The sequence below is a fragment of the Syntrophaceticus schinkii genome (genome assembly GCF_000946815.1).
Taxonomy (GTDB): Bacteria; Bacillota; DSM-12270; order Thermacetogeniales; family Thermacetogeniaceae; genus Syntrophaceticus; species Syntrophaceticus schinkii.
Map to the genome: position 1 here is coordinate 1 of NZ_CDRZ01000196.1, position 2,191 is coordinate 2,191.

Consider the following 2,191-nt stretch of genomic DNA (forward strand, 5'->3'; position numbering starts at 1 on the left):
TTTCAAAAGAACACAAGATAGGTCAAATACTCGTGAAATCGAATTTCAAAAAGCAAAAGGGTTTTTCTTGCAAAGAATTATTGCAGTTTCTTGTGACCTTAGTTTTTTTAGGCAAAAACCTGTACCGCTATCTGGATATCAATACCGGCACAGCCCCCTTTCAAAAAGACGCTGTCTACCGGTTTCTAAACGAGTGCCACTATAACTGGCGCAAGTTTTTGCTTGTTTTTGAGTTCCCAAATCATTCGCAGCCGTATCGTTCCGCTCACCGACGAAAAGAGAATTAATGTCTTCATCGTAGACGACTCACTGTTCAGTCGGTCCCGAAGCAAGTCGGTGGAACTGCTGGCCAGGGTCTTCGACCATGTTAAGCACAGATACGACCGTGGTTTCCGGATGCTGACTCTTGGTTGGTCGGACGGCAACACCTTCTTGCCGCTAGCCTTTTCCCTGCTCAGTTCCGAAAAGGAGTCAAACCGGCTGTGTGGCATGAACGATTCTATAGACAAACGCACTAATGGCTACCGATTACGAAAGGAGGCCATCCACAAGAGTACCGATGTCTTACTGGATCTGCTCAAAAGCGCCAGGGCGTACATGGTTCCGGCCAGTTACCTCCTTTTCGACAGTTGGTTTGCCTTTCCTGCCGTGATCAGAAAAATTCGGGAGCAGAAACTGCACACCATCTGTATGCTAAAGTCGATGCCTAAGGTTTATTACGACTACCAGGGGCAGAAGCTGAATCTGAACAAGCTGTATGCCAACATCCGGAAAAAGCGGGGCAGGGCCAAGATCCTCGCATCTGTAACTGTCGGCATCGGACAGCTTGAAGGCGGCGAACAGGTATCTGCCAAAATCGTGTTTGTTAGAGACCGGAGAACCAAGAAGAAATGGTTGGCGCTCCTTACCACAGACACCGAACTGCCGGATGAAGAGGTAGTTCGCATCTACGGCAAACGCTGGAGTATTGAGGTTTTCTTCAAGATGTCCAAGTCCTACCTGAAACTTGCCAAAGAGTTTCAGGGGCGTTCATACGATTCCATGGTAGCAAGTACAGCTATCGTGTTCATCAGATACATCATGCTTTCCCTTGAAAGCCGAAACGGTGAAGACCTGAGAACCATCGGCCAATTGTTCTACATCTGCTGTGATGAGCTCAAGGACATTAGCCTGACAGAAGCGCTCCAGAAACTTCTCACCCTGTTAGAGCGGTTCCTAGGCGAGCGGTTGCAACTGGCTGAGCAGGAGATCCGCAGGTTGATTGACTACTTAATCGGCAATTTACCCTCGTTTTTCAAGGAACGACTGGCTATTTGTTGCTGCGAAAGTTGAGTCAATAATCTACAAAAAGTTTCAATCCACGCACCCGCACGGGGTGCGACAGGCGTGCTCAGTAGGTTGCAGGCGGTTGAGGGGTTTCAATCCACGCACCCGCACGGGGTGCGACCCGCAGCGACCCTGGCAGCGCCAATACCGGCTTGTTTCAATCCACGCACCCGCACGGGGTGCGACAAGGTTCGCCAACTGAAGTGTGCGCTAGTACACGGTTTCAATCCACGCACCCGCACGGGGTGCGACGTGGTGGCCAGGAAACAAGTACAGGCTATTGACCGTTTCAATCCACGCACCCGCACGGGGTGCGACCACGCTTTCAATGCCAGTGGGCATAATATCCTGTTTCAATCCACGCACCCGCACGGGGTGCGACTTATGCTTCTCAGGTCGCAAGCAGCATTATCGAGTTTCAATCCACGCACCCGCACGGGGTGCGACTGAAGAACTCATTTATACAACAAACCTCAACACGTTTCAATCCACGCACCCGCACGGGGTGCGACGAGAGCGGTGGCTGTGGGTATACCACCCGGAGTGTTTCAATCCACGCACCCGCACGGGGTGCGACCGGCCGGGAAATCTGGGTCACACCCGATGATATGTTTCAATCCACGCACCCGCACGGGGTGCGACGGGAAACGAACCGATAATGACAGCAATGGGCAGTTTCAATCCACGCACCCGCACGGGGTGCGACGCGAGATCCCCCAATCAAGAGAAAGATTAACCTGTTTCAATCCACGCACCCGCACGGGGTGCGACGTGCCTCTGAGGGACCTGGATAAGGCCATCCGGGTTTCAATCCACGCACCCGCACGGGGTGCGACGCTCCCAAAGTGATACCTGCTCCTTTTCA

2 protein-coding genes and 1 CRISPR repeat array are annotated in these 2,191 nt (G+C 52.2%); both genes read left to right on the forward strand.

Translation table 11 applies throughout. The features are described 5' to 3' along the window. The coding region (locus SSCH_RS20155; RefSeq protein WP_232294287.1) for a hypothetical protein at nt 1–205 on the forward strand (205 nt) is incomplete at its 5' end. Between the two features lie 17 nt (nt 206–222). Continuing rightward, nucleotides 223–1,332, forward strand: a complete 1,110-nt coding sequence (locus SSCH_RS07385) for an IS4 family transposase (RefSeq protein WP_456300459.1) — start codon at nt 223–225, stop codon at nt 1,330–1,332. 18 nt (nt 1,333–1,350) lie between these two features. Beyond that, nucleotides 1,351–2,162: direct repeats of the CRISPR family, unit length 32 nt; unit sequence GTTTCAATCCACGCACCCGCACGGGGTGCGAC. Nucleotides 2,163–2,191 lie beyond the last annotated feature (29 nt).